14 protein-coding genes and 1 tRNA gene are annotated in these 19,476 nt (G+C 54.9%); 6 read left to right on the top strand and 9 right to left on the bottom strand.

The window, feature by feature from the left end:
* Nucleotides 1–108 precede the first annotated feature (108 nt).
* The 3 genes from DESUT3_RS01125 to DESUT3_RS01115 all read right to left on the bottom strand — a co-directional run bounded on the left by DESUT3_RS01125 (nucleotide 109) and on the right by DESUT3_RS01115 (nucleotide 3,013).
* Nucleotides 109–1,590, bottom strand: coding sequence for a B12-binding domain-containing radical SAM protein (locus DESUT3_RS01125; RefSeq protein WP_221250625.1), 1,482 nt, complete (start codon nucleotides 1,588–1,590; stop codon nucleotides 109–111).
* 314 nt (nucleotides 1,591–1,904) lie between these two features.
* Nucleotides 1,905–2,312: a hypothetical protein gene (locus DESUT3_RS01120; RefSeq protein WP_221250623.1), complete on the bottom strand. Its 408-nt coding sequence runs from the start codon at nucleotides 2,310–2,312 to the stop codon at nucleotides 1,905–1,907.
* 74 nt (nucleotides 2,313–2,386) lie between these two features.
* Nucleotides 2,387–3,013, bottom strand: a complete 627-nt coding sequence (locus DESUT3_RS01115) for a TetR/AcrR family transcriptional regulator (protein WP_225911590.1) — start codon at nucleotides 3,011–3,013, stop codon at nucleotides 2,387–2,389.
* Between the two features lie 323 nt (nucleotides 3,014–3,336).
* On the opposite strand from DESUT3_RS01115, the gene DESUT3_RS01110 reads away from it, so the two are divergent.
* The 3 genes from DESUT3_RS01110 to DESUT3_RS01100 all read left to right on the top strand — a co-directional run bounded on the left by DESUT3_RS01110 (nucleotide 3,337) and on the right by DESUT3_RS01100 (nucleotide 7,791).
* Nucleotides 3,337–5,172 (top strand): SLC13 family permease, encoded by a 1,836-nt coding sequence (locus tag DESUT3_RS01110; RefSeq protein ID WP_221250622.1) that lies wholly within the window; start codon nucleotides 3,337–3,339, stop codon nucleotides 5,170–5,172.
* Nucleotides 5,173–5,853: 681 nt separating this feature from the next.
* The gene (locus DESUT3_RS01105) at nucleotides 5,854–6,054 is read left to right on the top strand and encodes a cold-shock protein (RefSeq protein ID WP_221250620.1); all 201 of its coding nucleotides are present in this window, start codon (nucleotides 5,854–5,856) and stop codon (nucleotides 6,052–6,054) included.
* Nucleotides 6,055–6,708: 654 nt separating this feature from the next.
* Entirely contained in the window at nucleotides 6,709–7,791 is a 1,083-nt protein-coding gene (locus DESUT3_RS01100) for a GTP pyrophosphokinase (protein ID WP_221250619.1), read from the top strand.
* Nucleotides 7,792–8,179: 388 nt separating this feature from the next.
* Here the strand turns inward: DESUT3_RS01100 and DESUT3_RS01095 are convergent, their stop codons facing one another.
* Both DESUT3_RS01095 and DESUT3_RS01090 read right to left on the bottom strand, forming a co-directional pair.
* A complete protein-coding gene (locus DESUT3_RS01095) occupies nucleotides 8,180–8,584 on the bottom strand; it encodes a hypothetical protein (RefSeq protein ID WP_221250618.1) in 405 nt (134 codons plus the stop codon).
* A 612-nt stretch (nucleotides 8,585–9,196) separates the two neighbouring features.
* Entirely contained in the window at nucleotides 9,197–10,654 is a 1,458-nt protein-coding gene (locus DESUT3_RS01090; protein WP_221250617.1) for a P-loop ATPase, Sll1717 family, read from the bottom strand.
* Nucleotides 10,655–10,753: 99 nt separating this feature from the next.
* On the opposite strand from DESUT3_RS01090, the gene DESUT3_RS20865 reads away from it, so the two are divergent.
* The 3 genes from DESUT3_RS20865 (at nucleotide 10,754) to DESUT3_RS21280 (ending at nucleotide 14,379) form a co-directional block, all read left to right on the top strand.
* Nucleotides 10,754–11,323: a hypothetical protein gene (locus DESUT3_RS20865; protein WP_225911589.1), complete on the top strand. Its 570-nt coding sequence runs from the start codon at nucleotides 10,754–10,756 to the stop codon at nucleotides 11,321–11,323.
* 3 nt (nucleotides 11,324–11,326) lie between these two features.
* Entirely contained in the window at nucleotides 11,327–12,406 is a 1,080-nt protein-coding gene (locus tag DESUT3_RS01080; protein ID WP_221250616.1) for a hypothetical protein, read from the top strand.
* 356 nt (nucleotides 12,407–12,762) lie between these two features.
* Nucleotides 12,763–14,379, top strand: a complete 1,617-nt coding sequence (locus tag DESUT3_RS21280; RefSeq protein WP_225911672.1) for a recombinase family protein — start codon at nucleotides 12,763–12,765, stop codon at nucleotides 14,377–14,379.
* On the opposite strand, the gene DESUT3_RS01065 is transcribed toward DESUT3_RS21280, so the two are convergent.
* The 4 genes from DESUT3_RS01065 to nifJ all read right to left on the bottom strand — a co-directional run bounded on the left by DESUT3_RS01065 (nucleotide 14,338) and on the right by nifJ (nucleotide 19,333).
* Nucleotides 14,338–14,413 (bottom strand) — tRNA-Asn (locus tag DESUT3_RS01065). The genes DESUT3_RS21280 and DESUT3_RS01065 overlap by 42 nt on opposite strands.
* Nucleotides 14,414–14,484: 71 nt before the next feature.
* Nucleotides 14,485–15,075: a GTP-binding protein gene (locus DESUT3_RS01060; protein ID WP_221250615.1), complete on the bottom strand. Its 591-nt coding sequence runs from the start codon at nucleotides 15,073–15,075 to the stop codon at nucleotides 14,485–14,487.
* A gap of 11 nt (nucleotides 15,076–15,086) precedes the next feature.
* On the bottom strand, nucleotides 15,087–15,584 hold the full coding sequence (locus DESUT3_RS01055) for a roadblock/LC7 domain-containing protein (RefSeq protein ID WP_221250613.1): 498 nt from the start codon (nucleotides 15,582–15,584) through the stop codon (nucleotides 15,087–15,089).
* A 161-nt stretch (nucleotides 15,585–15,745) separates the two neighbouring features.
* Nucleotides 15,746–19,333: a pyruvate:ferredoxin (flavodoxin) oxidoreductase gene (nifJ, locus tag DESUT3_RS01050; protein ID WP_221250612.1), complete on the bottom strand. Its 3,588-nt coding sequence runs from the start codon at nucleotides 19,331–19,333 to the stop codon at nucleotides 15,746–15,748.
* Nucleotides 19,334–19,476 lie beyond the last annotated feature (143 nt).

Raw genomic sequence — 19,476 nt, 5'->3', positions numbered from 1 at the left:
AATGGACCGGATTGCGATTGCTGGGGTCAGAAATCCCTTGCTGGCTTATAAGGCTTCGAAATTACTTGAAAAACAAACGCGAACTCGGCTACTGAACAAGGGCGGCATTCATTGCAAAATATAACGCTCGCAGATGATTCGGAAATGGTAGCCGTAAATCGCCAGGGTGACGGCGTGAGGAAATAATCGCGGCCGCTTTAAAAGGGTCCAGAGCAGGACTTTCCAGAAAAAAAGGCGCTCCTTGCCCAGTATCCCGAGGCGGTAAAGGGCATGGAACAAGGCCATCTTGTAGCCAAGGCTCATCCTGGATCGAACCATTGGGGGGCGGTATTCCTGCAAAAAGGCTTTGACGCGCTGATAGTAGCTTTCGGGTGAGTAAATCGTCCGCAGGATCATTTTGTACCCCTCCTGCAGGGCGTCCAGGTCCATCTTTGGAATCATGTTGGTCGATATGCTGACGTTATCCCCCGTCGAATCAGAGAGAAGGCGACCCTCTCTTTTCAGACGTTCGTAAAGCCTCGTGCCCGGAAGCGCCTGCAGCAGGCCGACCATCGCCGTGACGATCCCGCTTTTTTGAATAAAATCGATCTGGCTTTGAAAAATGGTCGGAGTGTCGCTGTCGAAACCGACAATGAACCCCCCTTGGACCTGCAACCCCGCCGCCTGCAAGCGCTTAACATCCTCGACCAGGTTTCGGCTCTGATTTTGCCGCTTGCCCGATTCGGCAAGACTGGCTTCGTTGGGCGTTTCAATACCGATGAAGACCGTGTCGAAGCCAGCCTCGACCATCATTTCCACCAGTTGCGCGTCGTCGGCCAGGTTGATGGAGGCTTCGGTGTAAAAGGAAAGCCCGCCCCTGTTCTTCTGCCAGGCGATGAGGGCAGGCAATAAATCCGCCTTGAGATGCTTTTTATTGCCGATGAAGTTGTCGTCGACAAAGAAAACGCTCCCCCGCCATCCCCTGCCATAGAGGAGGTCAAGCTCGGCGATCACCTGGGCAGTGCTCTTGGTGCGGGGCTGGTGACCATATAGGGCCGTTACGTTGCAGAATTCGCAATGGAAGGGGCAGCCCCGCGAATACTGCAGGCTCATGGCGGCATAGCTTCGGATGTCGATCAGGTCCCACAGGGGAGCGGGCGAATTCTGAATGTCTGCGAACGCGGAGGTCCTGTAGACGCGCCTGGCCTCGCCCCGGGCAAAATCGGCCAGAAAGGGTGGCAGAGTCAACTCCCCCTCATTCAGGACGAAATGATCAACCTCCTCGAACTTCTCACATTCGCTCGTAAAGAGCGGCCCCCCGGCGATAATCCGGATCCCGGCTGTTCTGCACTGGGCAATGATTTGACGGGCCGACTCCCTTTGCACCAACATGGCGCTGACAAATGCTGCGTCAGCCCAGGCCAGATCCTTTGCTGTAAGTCTGGTGACATTCAGGTCAACCAAGCGCTTACCCCAGTCGGGCGGCAATATCGCAGCAACCGTGAGAAGTCCTAACGGAGGCGAAGAGGCTCTCTTGTGAGCCAGCTTCAGCGCATGCTTGAAACTCCAGAAGGTATCCGGAAACTCTGGATAGATTAGGAGGATGTTCATTTTGGCAGACTCCAAGAATATCATCAAGATTATCAAAGAGCGCCGGTTCTTCAATTCAAAGTGATTTGACTCAAATTAATGTAACCCGCAATGGACTTTCGATCGGATGGGACTGAAGGGGGGAAGACTGCTGTTTTTCTAATGCCCTAGCTACAGCGGAGACAGGCGACCACGCTGTCCATAACCGTAGAAGGTCGGAAGAGGCAGGGAGGCAATGGGCAGATTGCCTCCCTGTCTGTTGTTAATTCCTCAGATAAATCTGGTTCTGTTTTTTGGTTGGGCCTCAAATAGGTCGGAATGCCCAGAGACAAACCTTACCCGCAGTTGCAGGCGGAACAGTCAATACCGCTTTCACATTTCGCCGGAATCAAGCTTTCCTTCGCCCATTCGGTGATGTCCGGGGAAAAATGGAGGTAGAGGTCGTCGCTCCCGGCAAGCGGAATCCAGTAGGTGTCAAGAACGGCCCCCCGGAAGTCAAAGTATGCCACGAGGCGCTTGGCGCTCTGGTCGGTAAGCGCCTGGTTAGCAAGGCATACTTTGTGATACTCTTTTTTCCCCATTTCGACACAGCGAACCCCGGTGGGATAGCCTTGGTCTTCGGCTGTTTTGTTTACCTCCAGGATGGTCCGGTCCTTATGGATCAGCATCACGGGGAAGGGGAAGTTGTCGGTGAAAAGGTGAAAGTTTTTGCGAATCTCGTCACTGATTTGATGCGTTGCCATGGGTTTTTGCTCCTTCTGCGTCTTTTGCGCTTTGCCGGTGGCGTTGCCAGGTTGTAGCGAGGCTGGTTGAGAGTCTAAGGGTTCTTCAGAACAACCGCGAAGAGGATGTCTAGGAACTCGCGAACGGGTTTCGGGGATTTCATCACCTTTGAGCGGAGTACCGCCCCTTCCCATCCCGAGAGAATCAGACCGGCGACCATGTCCGGGTCGAGCGACGATGGAAGTTCCCCCACCTGCTGTGCTTCATGCAGGCAGGCGGAAAAACGCTCGCTCCAAGAGGCCAGAACGGTGTCAAGGCGATTCCTTAGACGCTCGTTCTGCGCCGCCAACTCCTGCGCGAGATCACCGATAAGACAACCGGTGTTAAAGCTGTGCGACTCGAGCTGCGCCAGCCCTTTTTCCAGAAAGACCCGCAGACGGTTGAGCGGCGTCAACGTATCATCAGAAAGGAAAACATCGAGGCGCGCCAGAAATCTTTCCGTAAAGGCCTCAATGATGGCCAGACCGAATTCTTCCTTGCTTTCGAAATGGTGGTAGAAGGAGCCCTTCGGCACGCCCGCCTGCTTCAGCACGGCACCAATACCGGTGGCGTTATAACCCTGGGCGCCAATCAACTCCATGCCGACTTTGATCAGTTCAGTTTTGGTGTCGCGTTGTCTTGTCATGTGGCCAGAGTAGACCGGTCGGTCTAGGTCTGTCAAGGAGAAATTTCTTTGTCGACTGATGACATAGGCAAACCTCATGATCCTGAGCACAAATCCGGAGGCTGGAATGATTTTCTCGGCAAAACAGATTAATCAAAACCTGGAATGAAAAATCAAAAAAAGAAAAGAGACCCTCAACGGGGGAAAAAGCAGTAACCCCTATGTATTTAAAGGGTAGAATTGGGTTGTGATCCAGAAGGAACCTCGCTATCCCCCGCTGAACCCGAGATCTTTCGAAGAATTCTTCGCTGGCTGGCGTCGATTCCCGCCCTGAGACCGGGCCGGGATCAGCATTTTGGCTTGGAAAGGATGGCCCTGCCATGACCCAGGATCAAACAATCATCTTCGCCATTCTGGCAGCCACCATCGGGCTTTTTCTCTGGGGACGCTGGCGTCACGACGTGGTCGCCCTGGCGTCCCTGCTGGCCTGCGTGTTCGCGGGCCTGGTGCCGGTTGAAAGCGCCTTCGTCAGCCTCGGGCACCCGGCGGTCATCACCGTTGCCTGCGTGCTGGTGCTGAGTTCCGGGTTGCAGGCGACCGGGGCTGTCGACGCGTTCGCCCAGCGCCTTTTGCCCCAGTCAGCGGGACTGCTGCCGAGCATGGCCGCGCTCATCGGGCTGGGGGCGCTGCTCTCGGCCTTTATGAACAATGTCGGGGCGATGGCTTTGTTGATGCCGGTGGCCATCCAGGTGGCGTCCAAACATGAGATCCCTCCGGGCCGGGTGCTGATGCCCCTGGCCTTCGGCACCATCCTCGGCGGCATGACAACGCTGATCGGCACGCCGCCCAACCTGATTGTTTCCGGCTTTCGCGCCGAAATCGGGGTGGGCAGCTTCGGCATGTTTGATTTTTCGCCGGTGGGCCTGGCCGTTGTGGCCGTCGGCGCGGCCTTTATCGTGCTGCTGGGCTGGCGCCTGGTGCCGGTGCGGCAGGAGGCGAGCGGGATGAGCTTCGATACGGGCACCTATTTCACCGAGGTTCGCATCACCGCCAAAGCCAAGGCCGTGGGCAAGACGCTGCGTGAATTCGAGCAGGGTATGGAGGAGGCCGATGCCCAGGTTGTGGGCATGGTGCGCAACGACTTTCGGGTTTCGGCTCCCAACCCCGCACGGGTGCTGCGCGAGGGCGACATTCTGGTCATCGAGGCCGACCCCGAAGCCCTGTCTGGCGTTCTGTCGAATCACGATCTGGAGTTGGCGGAAGATGTTCGGGTGGCTGCAGAGGATGCGGAGAAGCAGGGAGGGACGCCTGATCCCGAGGTAAAAGCCGACGATGCAAAGAAAGATTTCCAGGCCCACGAAGTCGAGCTGCTGGAGTTGGTCGTAATGATAAATTCAGGCCTGGCCGGGCGCTCTGCCAGCGACATCCAGCTGCGCACCCGCTTCGGCCTGAATCTGCTGGCCATCTCCCGGCAGGGACGGCGCTCAATCAAGCGCCTGCGTACGGCGTCGCTACAGGCCGGCGATGTTCTGCTGATGCAGGGCGCGCAGGAAGCCCTCTCCGGATTTGCGGCTACCTTCAACTGTGTGCCCCTGGCCGCGCGCTCCATCAGTATTCCGGACAAAGGCCGGGCCTCCATCGCCACGGCGGTGATGATCGCGGCGATCGGCGGCGCCGCTTTGGGTCTGGTGCCTGCGGCGCTCTCTTTTGCCGCAGGGGTGCTGGTGTTCATGCTGCTGCGCATTGTTCCGCCGCGCAAGGTTTATGAAGCCGTCGATTGGCCGGTCATCGTCCTGCTCGGCGCGCTGATTCCTGTTGCCGGCGCCATGGAAACCACGGGGGCGGCGGATCTGCTGGCGCGCAACCTGCTGGAAAATATCGCCCAGGGTCATCCGGTGGCGGCGCTGGCGCTGATTCTGATTGTCACCATGACCCTCTCCGACTTCATGAACAATGCCGCCACCGCCGCAGTGATGTGCCCCATCGCCATCAGCACCGCCGCGCAGCTTGGCCTCAATGCCGACACTTTTCTCATGGCCGTGGCCATTGGCGCCTCCTGCGCATTTCTCACCCCCATCGGGCACCAGAACAACACCCTGATTCTCGGCCCCGGCGGTTTCCGCTTCGGCGACTACTGGCGGCTTGGCCTGCCCATGGAAATTCTGGTCGTCGGTGTCAGCCTCCCCATGCTGCTCTGGATCTGGCCGTTGGGGTAAGGGGCGCCCATTCAGAGCGACCGGATCCCGGTTCTGATCCTCGACAGGACCTGACGACCCGCAAACTCGGCCCAGGCGCGACGAACTCAAATTGAGCTTCGAGTTGCCGGACCTTGAAGGCATCTTGGTCGAAGTCATCAGCTCCGAGAGGGAGAGGAACTCGAGGTCCTTGGCCGCAACGGGCGCTGGTACCTGCCGCACATCGATCCTATCGAGGGCCAAGAGCCCGCGAAAGTGGCGGGGCAGTGGCAGCTGCGCAGCTTGCTGTCCGAAATCTCCATCATCCCAGAACGTCAGGCGGATTCCGGAGGGACTCTGCCGGAGGGTGAGGGCCGGTCCGTCTGCGCGCGCGGGGATGGCTTCGCAGCATTGCTTCAGCCGGCAGTTGGGAATTCGGGTGTCAGATGCTGGACGTGGTGATAGCCGATGTTGCCCGAAAACCATCGCAAGAGCGGAGGCAACCTGTAAAAAGAACTGTCTTTGGGCCTTGCTTTTCGAAAGTCGAACGTGCTACGGTGAGATTACTTAAGCAAGTTTGTGTATGATTTTTGTTGCTCACCAGATGGACAAAGTGTCTGTCTGGGTTAATAACACAGGCCCACTTGGGCGTGTGTTTTTTTAATTTGGGCAGTCGAGATTTTCACAACAACAGAGTTCCCATACGGGAACGCGGAGAAGAAAATGGCAGAAGGCACAGTGAAGTGGTTTAACGACGCAAAGGGCTTTGGTTTCATCGAGCAGGACAATGGACCTGATGTGTTCGTTCATTTTTCTGAAATCAAGGGCGACGGTTTCAAATCTCTCGCCGAGGGAGATCGCGTGAGCTTTGACGTTACCCAAGGCCAGAAAGGTCCCCAGTCGTCCAACGTACGCAAAATTTAAGCAGGATTTTGCATAAACTCGTAAAGGGCCTCGCGTAAAACCGCGGGGCCCTTTTGCTAAAATCCGTCAGTTCGTGAAACCGGACTCCAGTCTACAAGCATGAACGTGTACGAACCGCCAGCCGAAAGAGGCAATTAATGGCCAGAAAACCGAATTACGGATATGAGAAGCGCCAGAAGGAGCTCGTAAAGAAAGCCAAAAAAGAGGAAAAGCAAAAACGTAAACAGGAGAGCGGTTCTCAGCAACGGTCCCAGGACTCTCCGGAGCAAGATCAATAGCTAAAATGCAATACACCCCCCTCAACACGTCGCTGAATATCTGAGCCACGATCTGCTGGCTCACCTCATTTTTCCCAATTGGGGGAGGCAGTGCCAAGATGCTTTACGAACTGGCCTTTACCAGTGGTTGCATAGGCATTCAGCGAACCTGGGACATCCTGCTCTTTCGGCGACTGTCCGCTCATTCGACAATCACAGGCCCTCTGGGCGAAATCCAGCTAACAGTCCCGGATAAGTTCTCTTTGATCGAAAAACCGGATCCCACAATAAATCGGCTAGAAAGAGGAGCAGACGGCGATCCATTTCTCCACCGATTTCTTCAATCCCTAGATCCCCGATTTTCCCTTAATCCACATTTATATGGAAGGAGTTGCCATTGGCCTCTCTGGACTTCGAACTTGAAAAACGCAATTTTAGAAAATATTACGAAAACAACCGGCAACTTTTTGAAAAAGCTAAAAACTCCTATATCCGCACTATTAACTCACTGATAAGGCAGTCTGATGTCGGTGAGGTGACAAAAATAGAGGGCCGGGTCAAAGACAAAGAAGAGTGCATCAAAAAATTTCAGCGCAAATACCAGATCAGACTTGAAGCCGATGAACAAACCTACGAAATCAAAAATTACATTTCCGACTTGATCGGCATTCGTATCGTCTGCCTTTATGAAGACCAGATCGCTGTGGCGTCAAATGTATTGAAGAATCATTTCAAAATCATCGACGTCTCCGACAAGATAGCCGCTATCGAGAGCACTGAGGATTTGTTCGGCTATAAGGGCCTGCACATGGACCTGGCCCTTACCGAAGAGATGGCGTCCTTATCGAAATACCAAGCATTTGCAGACTATCCCTTCGAAATTCAGATCAGGTCCATGATTCAGGATGCCTGGAGCGTGCTGGACCACAGGATCAAGTACAAAAAATCTATCCCCAATGATCTCAAGCGCCGAATCAACGTCCTTTCGGCCCTGTTCGAAATGGCCGATCGGGAATTCAAAGAGATTCGCAACGCCACCATGGAGCTCATTCATCAGGAGACGGTGGCTCCGATCAGCGATGCTCTTGAGGATAGCAGTGAGACGGTGGGACAGGCATGGACGGAGGCCAGCGGCAAAACAGTCAATGCCTTCAACTTCCTGCGTGTCGCGGGCCATTTCTTCAAAGATTTCGAGTTTGAAGACTACAAGGTAGATAACTTCGTCCAGGATATCCTGAAGTTGGACAATGCCTTCAAAAAGTCGGACCTGCACAAAAGTCTGATCGAGAATTTAAAAACCGTCAGAAATTATCGCGATGATTTCATGGCGGCAAACCCTGAAAATACCTTCAGTCCCTATACCTCGATCAGGCACTGCCTGTTTCTCTACAACCCGGCAATCTTCGGCAGGATTCTATCCAAGGGGCCGCTGGCTCGGTTTGAAGGTTGGCTCAAAGGATTTCGGGCCAACCTCCGGTAATTTGAACTCGGAAGCCGAAAAAAAAAGTCAGGCTGCCCTATCCGCAAGCAACCCGACCCCTTTAAACGTCCCCAATCCAAGCGTGCCCTCTGTTCAATTACCCCCGCCATAGAGTCCAGGCCAGGACGTTTTTATCGGTACTCTGGGTAAACTTCGATTTGCATGTCTGACACTGGTAATCCTGCTCCTCAAAGCCTCGGGGTTTTTTCCCTTTGAAAATGCGGAGGTCATCTACTTTTATTAAATATCCATGCGGCTTGGCCTTGTGCGATTTCTTTGATTGCTCTTCACACTGATCGCAAATTTCCATTTTCATCTCTTTCTACCCGTCTCTGGCAACCTCTTCGTCTAACTAATCCCGCCCAAGAGAGCTGCCCACCGGGCCGGACTATTTGCAGCGCATCGTTTTCTTGCCGTCCTCAAAGAGAATCTCAACCTTTTGTGGTCCGGCCACGCGTTGAACAAGCCCAAGACCGAAAACGGGGTGGTTTACCAGGGCCTGGACCTTGTAAGCAGCTGTCATGGAATAGTTGGTCGCCTCTGCGCTGTTCATGCCCGGTCGCAGGACTGCCCACTCTTTGCGCTCGGCGACTTTCGGGTCAGCGGTTTGTCGCCCGGCAGGCTTTTTTGCCGTGATGGGCGGCCGATACTTATGCTGTCGATTGCATTTGTTGCACTGCACTTTGACAGGATCCTTTTCAGCCATAGTGACGATGATGTGGCCGGTATTCTTTCGGCATTTAGTGCAGCGGGCTTCAATCGGCGCACCGACCGAAAGCGTAGTGCTTTTCATGACAAGACTCCCTTACTTGGAACCAGCCAAGACATGTCCAATAAAAACCAGGGAGATTGCTGGCATCTACGGGGCGGCTTGACAATTGGCGTGCCTTGAGAACCAGGCACGAACATCGAATCTCTTCACCCCGCAATGGACATCTCCGTACGGCGTGAAGGGTGGGGCGGTTTAAGAGGATAGGATCTGGCGTGGGTTTGATATTTAACTATACACGTGTTCCCGACGAAAAGATACCGGACGAGAAAAAAAGAAGAGCGGGGGCCTCAGGTTGCCTGGCCGATCCTGTCCATCTATTATCGAGCCCAGATGACAAACGGATAGAAGTCTCCAATTGCCTCAAGCTGTTCTTCTCTGGGACACTGTCAAACTCCGGGAATACTCCGTGTCCGTACTGACCTAGGACTTCTAGTTTGCCGGAAATTTGACTGTTTTCCCGAGGGCAGGTCCCGGGGAGGGGATCTGGATATATGGCGGACAGTTGAAAAAAAAAGGCCGCTTCCAATTAAGGAAACGGCCTTCTAATTTTTGGCTCCCCAAAGTAGACGAAGGTGGGCAATGGGAAAGAAATATCAATATCAAACGGGGCTTTTCTTAACTAGCCAAGCGAATTTATTGCTGCCTGGTTTCGCGCAATTTTGCATATTCTTTCAGGCCTAAATGAACTTTAAATCGATTGGCTGAGTTGTCATAGCCTACCTCTGGATCAGTATACTGAAAGGCCCAAGATGACCCGCCATATCCACTTCTGCGCTCATATCCAATCACAGAAAATTTATACAATGTCTGCAATGCTTCTTCAGAATCTATCGTGTTTCCTTTTGTCTTTCGACGGCTGTATTCTGAATCAAATTCTGAACGATCGAATGTTATTGTACTTATAGCGGAACATGCTTGAAGAGCTTCTTCCCAATTAGGCCAATGCGGAAGAATTTCGTCATCTAACTCCAATTTGAGATAGCTGGAATATCTTTCTCGAGCATCAACAATGTCAGGATTAGTAAAAATACATGGATCTTCGTCGCGTATTTTTGCAAAATGCAAAGCTGCATTTAAAAATGCAATGATATCTCTTGGCCTAAGAAAGCTTCTGGCTAGAATGTGATTCCATTTAGTCTGTGAACCTCGCATTAAATCATCAGTTGACACATCCTCCCATGAAACGTCCCTGCCCAATCTTGCACTTAGTCTCAAATTTACTAACTCATTTAAGCTTTGAGATGTCCATTCAACCTTTAATGCTAAACCTTGGCTTATCTTATTTTTGTCCGAAAACTCTAAATCGTCCCAAAGATCGGTCCTTAAATAAATTATTGGGCTAAACTGAACAGTACTTTCTCTCATTTCTCGGCGGATTTGACGCGCAGCCAGTATTAATCCAATAATCATCCTGCTTCTGTTTTCATCAAATTCTGCAAGCCCTTGGTCCAATTCATCAAAATGAAGCATGAGGGGGCCAAGGCTCTCATTTTCTGCGATTGCCCTAGCACTACTTAGAATAGCCTCAGAAAGCGCATTTAATTCGAGTCCAAGCTGAAGATCCCCTCTCCCCCTTTCCAAGTCCACTCCTCCTAGTGCATTGCCCAGAACTGAAGGGGCGAAAGAGAATTTCGATAATTTAATACGACGCGGTCGAAGGATGTCGGAAAGCTTAGGGTGCGGGCCTCCGTAGTTCTCGTTCATAAAATTAGTTAAATTAATTACTTCTTGGTACTGGGGCCTTTCAGATTTAGACAAAACAAGCGAGGCAAATTCTATTGCTATCAAATACCTCCATGATGATACATATGCTTCGATTTCAGAAGCTCCTCTATCCACTCGCTCGGAATGCAAATTCCAAGGATATCCTCTTAAATTAAGGGGTTTTGAAAGTGACCGATGACCACTTTCAGTAAAGTGACGAACCAAAGCAGTTTTTCCTGCTCCCTTTCTGCCGAGAATAATAAAAACCTCATTTTGTTCTAATTTTTGTACTGCATCAGTGGTTACAAAGTACTCAAGAACTGCGTCTTCTTCCGCAGACACATCGCCAAATGTTGATAGACTGCTTAGAGAAACCGTCATCGGCATACCCCTTCCGTCTAGTCCCCCAACTTAGTAACACGGGGGCTCAGAAATACATTCGAAAATAAATCGTCCTCGCTAAGGGTGGCTGAGGCATGCCCCCTCATGACAATCCATCCTTTTACCCCTCTCATTGCAATTCGTCAATTTTTTTATTTTTCCCGTCCGTCCATAGGGAAACGAGCCCAGCGAGTAGGGGGAGCGGCGCCAAAGAGTCGCGCAAGGCTCCCCCGTTTCCCTGTGGGCGGCCTTCAAAATTTCATTGACAATGGAAATTCAAAAAATTATCCTGAATTTCACAATGACATTTTTGGAATTTTTGGAGACTTTATGGACCCCAAAGACCTTCTGGCAATCTGGACTGCTCCTGACCATTCCAAGCTCACCCCCCGGCAAATTTCACTTCGGTTGCCTATTCAGGTCGCCGCGAAGATTAACGCCCTGTGCGACATGTATCCGAGAAAAACGAAAACCGAAATTATTGGTGACTTACTAGCAACAGCGCTTGACCAGCTTGAGCAATCCCTTCCTAGCAAAGAAGGGCGCCTCATGGGGCATGATCCTGATACAGATGAGCCGGTCTATGAAGACCTGGGTGCTCGGGGAGTCTTTTTTGATCGCACACAATTTTATCTCAAGCAATATGAGGATGAAATAGCAGATAAAAAGGGTTAATCCATGGACGAAGCGTTTCAATGCCTCTTGCAAGGAATTGATACTTTGCAATGTGCTTACTTCCTTGCACCGCATGGGAAGACCGAACTTAATTTCCGGCATATGGCTGAGGTAAAGGAAAGTATCAGACAGGCCAAAAGCAAAAGCCCTGCGCCGTTTCAAGCGGGCGGCAGGGGCTTTTTGCTTCAACCCTACGGAACGGCCTCCGGATATCCCTTTGTACTTGAAAATGAAGATTTCAAGATCGAATGCGGTGAGTTTAATAAACCCAACTTCTTTGTTACCTTCCGTAGCCAAGCCCTCTGGCGTGAATCTGCTTGGTTGCTTCATGACAAGTTCCTTAAGTGGGCTCGAACTGCAGGCTTCGCCCCCTATCGGCCAGAATCCCTTTCCCGAATAGATTTCAGTTTTGACTATCACCTGCCAACCATCGATTTCAACGAGAACAGCTTCAAGAGTCGATCAAACAAGGATAGCCAGTATCGCGAAAATGGACGAGTACAGACGTTTTCATTTGGAAAAGGGGACGTAGTCCTTCGGGTCTACGACAAGGTAGCGGAGATCCAACAGCAAAGCAGTAAGGTTTGGTTTTTTCTCCTTTGGGGAATAGATATGGACGTTTGGCGAATCGAGTGGCAGGTTAGAAAACCTGTACTCAAACGATTTGGCATCGCCACATTCGAGGATCTCCAAGATCTCCAAGGGGATCTTCTCCGATATTTGGCTTCCGAGCATGACACCTTGAGACAGCCGAACGGCGACAGCAATGAATCCCGCTGGCCCCTGCATCCCCTTTGGAAGGATCTTCAAGCACGGATTGCTGATTTGAAGAACCAAGGCGTGCACCGAGTAATCGGCATGCCTGCCGTCCTCGATGAGAGGATGCAGAGGATGGCCATTAGCATTTTTGGGTACCTCAAAAGAGTGGCAGCAATTCATTGCATCCAATCTGGCAAGGCCATGGTAGATGCGGAGCAGGCTCTGTGGAAAATGGAACCTCTTTTGCGGGAACTATATGAACCGCTTGCATGGCAGGCGGATGTGAAAAAACGAATTCAGGAGATGCAGCTGGGACAATGGTAGGCAGGGAGCAAATAGAGCAACTCCTTAGTGCTCGTCTGAATCGCCTTCTGCTGGTGGCTGAGGCGGCATTGCCGGCTAGTCAATTCCAGGCGTTTCGGAAAATTGCTCTCGACGAATTCGGTAGAAGTGGTATCGGCAAGGAACTGGATCGGATCTATGGCACGGCAAGGCAAGGCACGGGCAGGAATAGAACAGGCTAAAGAAGGGGTGCCTTATGAGTGTCTAGATCTGAAAATGAATTTTCCCTTTCGGCAACCGATATGCCTGAAATCAGCCAGGAGGAACTATCCCTAGTGGAGGCTCACCTGGGGGATCTGATCGGGATGGTACTTCGCCAGGAGGAAACGGAGGAATAAATGATCGTCGCTCTTTATGCGAGGGTATCCACAGGAAGGCAGGCGGAAAAAGAGCTGTCAATCCCGGACCAACTGCGACAAATGCATGACTGGTGCAAGGCGCAGGGGCACTCGATTGCGGCCGAATACGAGGAGCCGGGAGCATCGGCCCTGGATGATCGTCGGCCGGTCTTTCAGCAGATGATCGCTGAAGCGTCCGCCTCCCCCTCCCCCTTTGAAGCAATTATCGTACATAGCCTGTCCAGGTTTTTCCGGGATGCGCTGGAGTTTGGCCTTTACGAGCGACAGCTGAACAAGCGAGGGGTGCAGATCATCTCCATCACCCAGCAAACAAGCGCGGACCCTGCCGGGGAAATGGCTCGTAAGATCTTTAGCCTTTTTGACGAATACCAAAGCAAGGAGAACTCCAAGCACACCCTGCGAGCCATGAAGGAGAACGCTCGGCAGGGTTATTTCAATGGCAGCAATCCCCCTTTTGGCTACAGAGTTATCCCTGTGGATGTTCCTGGACGAAGAGGAAACAAAAAGCGGCTGGAAGTCGATCTCTCCGAAGCGACCATCGTTAATCGGATATTCAACCTTTACCTGCAGGGGCATAACGGCAAAATCATGGGAGTAGCCGGAATTGCCGCTCACCTGAACAATACGGGAATCACCCGCCGGGGCAAGCGATGGAGTAAATCCTCCGTCTATGACCTCCTGACCAATACCGCCTATGTTGGCGAGTTCTATTTCAATAAAAAACAGGGCAAAACCAGGGCCAAGAAGGACAAGGAAGACTGGGTCATGATGAAGGTCCCTCCGCTCGTTGAGCGTGGGATCTTCAACAGGACCCAGGCCCTGAAAGAACAGCGCTCCCCGGAAGTAACTCCGCCCAGAATTGTCAATTCTCCCACACTTTTAACAGGGCTGCTCAAATGCTCCTGCGGGGCGCGGATGACACTCGCCACCGGCAAGGGCGGTAGGTATCGCTATTATAAGTGCACTTCTCGGATCAATGCCGGGCCGGGCGCCTGCAAGAGCGGTAATTTGCCGATGGACAAGCTGGATCAACTGATTCTGGAAACCGTGGCGGATCGGGTGTTTACTCCTGGTCGGATTGAGGCCATGCTCAAGGAGTTCCGGGATCGGCTGAAAAATGCCAGATCAAAGCACGATGATGCACTTAGTAAGCTCAAGAAGGAACTGGATGCGGTCCAGGCGGCAACAGATCGGCTATATGAAGCGGTGGAAAACGGCTTTCTTCCGATGGACCTGATGTTAAAAGAACGAGTGCACAAGCACCAGGCCAGACGGCAGGAAATCCTTACTGAAATGGCCGGGCTGAGGCGGCGAGGGGAAATGCCTCTTTCCCAACTTGGGCCGAAGAAAGTGGAAGCGTTTTGCCGGGCACTTAAGGAGAAGCTGCAAGACCGCTCGTCCCAGTTTGGCAAGGAGTACTTACGATTGCTGGTGGACGAGATTCGGGTAGAGGGGAAAGAGATCCGCATCCGCGGAAGCTATGCGGCATTGGCGGGAATGCTGGAAAAAACAAAAGCGGGACTGCCCGAAGGAGTGCCCGCTTTTGATAGTGATTGGCTCCCCGGGCCGGACTCGAACCAGCGACAGGGTGGTTAACAGCCACCTGCTCTACCGACTGAGCTACCGGGGAATGTGTGACAGGTGGGGAATATAAGGGATTGCCCCTCTCATGTCAAGATTTTTTCTGAACCCTTCAGGTTTTTAGCGCCCGCCCTTTTTCAGGTCGATGAGGATCAACTTGGCGACGGCCTTGAGCGTCTCGAACACCCCCTCGCCGGTGGTGGCGCAGGCTTCATACTCGGGCACGCTGGTGGGGTTGAGCAGCCTGCTCAACTCGTCGACCGAGGTGACGTTGGGCAGGTCGCGCTTGTTGTACTGGATGACGTAGGGCAGGTTGTCGAGCTGGTAGCCCTGCTCCTCGAGGTTGTCCTTGAGGTTTTCCAGGCTCTCGATGTTGGCGTCGAAGCGCTCCTCCTGCGAGTCGGCGACGAACACCACCCCGTCGACCCCCTTGAGGATCAGCTTACGCGAGGCGTCGTAAAAGACCTGCCCGGGGACGGTATAGAGATGAAAGCGGGTCTTGAAGCCGCGGATCTCCCCCAGGGCCAGGGGCAGAAAGTCGAAGAACAGCGTCCGCTCGGTCTCGGTGGCCAGGGAGATCATCTTGCCCTTGGCCTCGGGAGCGGTCTTCTGGTAGACGTACTGCAGGTTGGTGGTCTTGCCGCAGAGACCGGGCCCGTAGTAGACAATCTTGCAGTTGATTTCGCGAGAGGCGTAATTGATGAATGACATAGGCTACCCCATCAGCGGAAAAGATTGTCGATGTCGTCGTCGGTGATTTCGGCGAATGGGCTCTGGAAATCTCCGGCTTTTTCCAGGTCGTCAGATTTTTTTGACAGGTCTTCAAAAATCTGCGCCAGTTCGTCACTGGCCTTTTTCACCCGCAGCCGCACCAGCCCCAAGGAGCTGCGCTGATCGAAAATCACCACCAGGATGACCCGACCGGCGACGATGGAGATGTGCAGATTGTCCTTCTCTCCCTCGTGAAAGAGGATGGAGAACTCCTTTTCACCGATCAGCTTGGCCAAACCGCCGGTCGCAGCGATGTTGCCGGCGGTCAGGGAGGCAAGGCTGGTGGTGTCGAGGTGCTCGGATTCGCCAACGGCCGAGATGAGCTGCCCGTTTTTGTCCACCAGGAAAATCACCTTGGAATTGGATTCCCGCAGCAATTTTTCGATGACGGCGTTGATCCGCTTGAACTCCTCGTCATACATGACGAAGGAAGATTGAGGGCCAAACATTTACACGCTCCTTGCTCGGGTTGCCGCGCCGCCCGTTTTTATAGCATCTAAACCATGGCGCTTCAAGGGTTTTCGCGGGTCAATATTATGCAACCCGCATACCAAAAAAAACTCCCGGCGGGGGTGCCCCGCCGGGAGTTTTTACTGCCAGGGCCGCGGCCCTATTTTTTTGCGCTGAAGCTGGCCTGGATTTCGGCCAGGCTCTTGTACATCTGGAAGCGGGCCTGGGTCACCCGGTCGCCCTGCTCCATGAGCTTCTGGGCGATCTCGGGATTGGCCTTCTGCAGTACGCGGTAACGGTTCTGCTTGCCGGCGTATTCGGAGAAGGACATGGTGGCGTCCTTGCTGTCGAACTGCAGGGGGTTTTTCCCCTCGGCCGCCAGGTCGGGGTTGTAGCGATACAGCGGCCAGTGGCCCGAGGCCACCGCCTCTTTGCAGCCGTCCACGGCGGTCGCCATGTTGATGCCGTGGGCGATGCAGTGGGTGTAGGCGATGATCAGCGACGGCCCGTCGAAGGCGTCGGCCTCGATGAAGGCCTTGATCGCCTGGGCCGGGTTGGCCAGCGAGACCTTGGCCACGTAGATGTTGCCGTAGGTCATGGCAATCATGCCGAGGTCCTTTTTCGGCATGCGCTTGCCGCCGGCGGCAAACTGCGCCACCGCGCCGAGCGGGGTCGACTTGGAGGCCTGCCCGCCGGTGTTGGAGTAGACCTCGGTGTCGAGCACCAGCACGTTGACGTTCTCGCCCGAGGCGAGCACGTGGTCGAGACCGCCGTAGCCGATGTCGTAGGCCCAGCCGTCGCCGCCGTGGATCCAGACCGACTTCTTGACCAGGTAATCGGCCACCGACACGAGCTGCTTGGCGTCGGCGTCGGGGCAGCCCGCCAGCCCTTCCTTGAGCTTGGCAACCCGCTCGCGCTGCGCCTCGATCCCTTCCTGGGTCGTCTGGTCGGCACCCTGGATCTCGGCGATCAGCTTCTCGAGCCCGGAGACCTTTTTCAGGTGCTCGGCGGGGATGCGATCGAGCAGCTCCAGCGCGTAGGCGTTGAACTTGTCGATCGCCAGGCGGAAGCCGTAGCCGAACTCGGCGTTGTCCTCGAAAAGCGAGTTGCTCCAGGTGGGCCCGCGACCGTCACCCCGGGTGGTCCAGGGGGTGGTGGGCAGGTTGCCGCCATAGATGGAGGAGCAGCCGGTGGCGTTGGCCACCAGCATGCGGTCGCCAAAGAGCTGCGAGCAGAGCTTGACGAAGGGGGTCTCGCCGCAGCCGGCGCAGGCGCCGGAGAATTCGAACAGCGGCTTCAGCAGCTGGGTCCCCTTGAGGGTGGCGCGGTTGACCAGCGCCGGGTCGGTCTCGGGCAGGCCGAGGAAGAAGTCCCAGTTGGTGGCCTCCTGCTCGCGCAGCGGCGCCTGGAAGGTCATGTTGATGGCCTTGTGCTTGGGGTCTTCCTTGCTCTTGGCCGGGCAGTTATAGACGCAGGCGCCGCAGCCGGTACAATCCTCGGGAGCCACCTGCAGGGAGAACTTCTTCCCTTCCAGGCCCTTGCCCTTGGCGTCGACGGCCTTGAAGGCCTTGGGCGCGCCCTTGAGCTTGTCGCCATCATAGATCTTCATGCGGATGGTGGCGTGGGGGCAGACGAAGGAGCAGATGCCGCACTGGATGCAGATTTCCTCGTCCCACACCGGGATGTCGATGGCGATGTTGCGCTTCTCTACCTTGGCGGTGTCCGTGGGGAAGGTGCCGTCGCAGGGCATGGCCGAGACCGGCAGCGTGTCCCCGACCCCGTCGATGATCGGGCCCAGAGTGTTGCGGACGAACTCGGGCACGTCCTTGCCGAGGCCGGTCTTCATTCTGATCTTGCTGTCGGCCTTGGCCGGGATCTTGACTTCTTCGATGTTGTTGGCGCCGGCGTCAACCGCCTGGTAGTTCATGTTGACGACCTTCTCGCCCGCCTTGCCGTAGCTCTTGACGATGGCGTCCTTGATCTCCTTGACGGCCAGGTCGAAGGGGATGATGCCGGAGATTTTGAAGAAAGCGGTCTGCATGATGACGTTGATGCGGGGGCCGAGGCCGATCTCGTTGCCCAGGCGCACGCCGTCGATCACGTAGAACTTGAGCTTCTTGTCGATGATCTGCTTCTGCACCTCCAGCGGCAGGTGCTGCCAGACCTCGTCCTGATGGTAGGGGCTGTTGAGCAGGAAGGTCCCGCCCGCCTTGAGCTTGCCGAGCATGTCGTACTTCTCGAGGAAGGAGAACATGTGGCAGGCCACGAAGTCGGCGCTGTCGACCAGGTAGGGCTTGCGGATCACCTCCTGGCCGAAGCGCAGGTGGCTGGTGGTCATGCTGCCGGCCTTCTTGGAGTCGTAGACGAAGTAGGCCTGGGCGTTGAAGTCGGTGTTGTCGCCGATGATCTTGATGGAGTTCTTGTTGGCGCCGACGGTGCCGTCCGAGCCCAGGCCGTAGAACATGGCCTGGTAGGCCTTGGTGGGCACCTTGAAGCTGGGGTCGAATTCCAGGTAGTTGCCGGTGACGTCGTCCTTGATGCCGACCACGAAGTGGTTCTTCGGCTTGGCGGCGGAGAGGTTTTCGAACACGGCCTTGGCCATGCTCGGGGAGAATTCGTAGGAGCCCAGGCCGTAGCGGCCGCCGACGATGACCGGGTAACCGTCGTAGCTGACCAGCTTGTCGGCCATGGCCTCGCCGATGGCGGTGCGCACGTTGTGGTAGAGCGGCTCGCCCATGGAGCCGGGCTCCTTGGTGCGGTCGAGCACGGCGATCTTGGTGGCGGTTTTGGGCAGGGCGGCGGCGAAGGCCTTGACGTCGAAGGGCAGGAACAGGCGGACCTTGAGCAGGCCGACCTTCTCGCCCTTGGAGGTGAGGTATTCCACCAGTTCGTGGACGGTGTCGCAGCCGCTACCCATCATGACGATGACGCGCTCGGCGTCGGGCGCGCCCACGTAGTCATAAAGCTTGTACTGGCGGCCGGTCAGCTTGGCAAACTTGTCCATCTGCGCCTGCACGATGCCGGGGACTTTCTCGTAGAACGCGTTGACCGTCTCGCGCCCCTGGAAATAGACGTCGGGGTTCTGCGCGGTGCCGCGCAGCTTGGGCCGGTCGGGCGAGAGGGCGCGCTCGCGGTGGGCGCGCACCAGCTCGTCGCTGACCATGTGGCGCATGTCATCAAAGCTGAGCTCGTCCACTTTCTGGATTTCATGGGAGGTGCGGAAGCCGTCGAAGAAGTGCAGGAAGGGGACCCGCGACTCCAGCGTGGCCGCCTGGGCGATCAGGGCGAAGTCCATGACCTCCTGGACGTTGTTGGAGCAGAGGAAGGCCCAGCCGGTGGAGCGGCAGGACATGACGTCCGAATGGTCGCCGAAGATGGACAGGGCCTGGGCGGCGATGGCGCGGGCCGAAACATGGAAGACCGTGGGGGTCAGCTCCCCGGCGATCTTGAACATGTTGGGGATCATCAGCAGCAGCCCCTGGGAGGCGGTAAAGGTGGAGGTCAGGGCGCCGGCCTGCAGGGCGCCGTGCACGGCACCAGCGGCTCCCCCTTCGGACTGCAGCTCGACCACCTTGGGAATGGTCCCCCAGATGTTCTTTTCGCCTACGGCGCTTTTGGCGTCGCAGATCTCCCCCATGACCGACGAGGGGGTGATGGGGTAGATGGCGCACACCTCGTTGGTCGCATGCGCCACATGCGCGGCGGCGGTGTTGCCGTCGATGTTGACCAGATTGGGCTTTCGGGACATGTTTCCTCCTTTTTCCTTGGTTATTCTCAAGCCTGAGACAATGAGGGCAATGCGGCCGGAAAGCTTCGCCAACGACCGAATCTACACCCTGTAAAGGACTACATGAGGGGACGATCCCCGAAGATAAAAAAAACGGCCATAAC

Source organism: Desulfuromonas versatilis (assembly GCF_019704135.1).
GTDB classification, from domain to species: domain Bacteria; phylum Desulfobacterota; class Desulfuromonadia; order Desulfuromonadales; family NIT-T3; genus Desulfuromonas_A; species Desulfuromonas_A versatilis.
Note: the sequence above shows the minus strand (reverse complement) of the source record. Positions and strands in the feature narration are given on the sequence as shown.